1 rRNA gene is annotated in these 510 nt (G+C 48.0%); it reads right to left on the minus strand.

The features are described from left to right. Positions 1–235 precede the first annotated feature (235 nt). Positions 236–510, minus strand: a 23S ribosomal RNA gene (locus CHH58_RS18045); the annotation flags it as partial.

Here is a 510-nt window from a genome sequence, read left to right on the forward strand (position 1 = left end):
CAAGAATTCAGTTGAATGAACCCTCAAAACTAGATAAGAAACATGTCTTGCCAGACATCTCATGCGGCCAAGCACCGGAGTGCTTGGACTTTGGCGTTGACTTACTAGTCAGATCCAGCTACAGAAACCAGAAACTATGGCCTAAGCGATAAATCCCTACGTGAAGAAGTACACTCCACTCCGGGTTTTCTCACTTATTCCGCCGTTTCTAAGCGGTTTCCTTCACTTTTCGTTTTTAGTTAAGTCCTCGATCGATTAGTATTCGTCAGCTGCACGTGTCACCACGCTTCCACCTCGAACCTATCTACCTCATCGTCTCTGAGGGATCTTACTCATTTAAAATGATGAGAAGTCTCATCTTGAGGGGGGCTTCATGCTTAGATGCTTTCAGCACTTATCCCTTCCGCACGTAGCTACCCAGCTATGCTCCTGGCGGAACAACTGGTGCACCAGCGGTGCGTCCATCCCGGTCCTCTCGTACTAAGGACAGCTCCTCTCAAACTTCTAACG

The organism is Terribacillus saccharophilus, from assembly GCF_002272745.1.
Classification (GTDB): Bacteria; Bacillota; Bacilli; order Bacillales; family Amphibacillaceae; genus Terribacillus; species Terribacillus saccharophilus_B.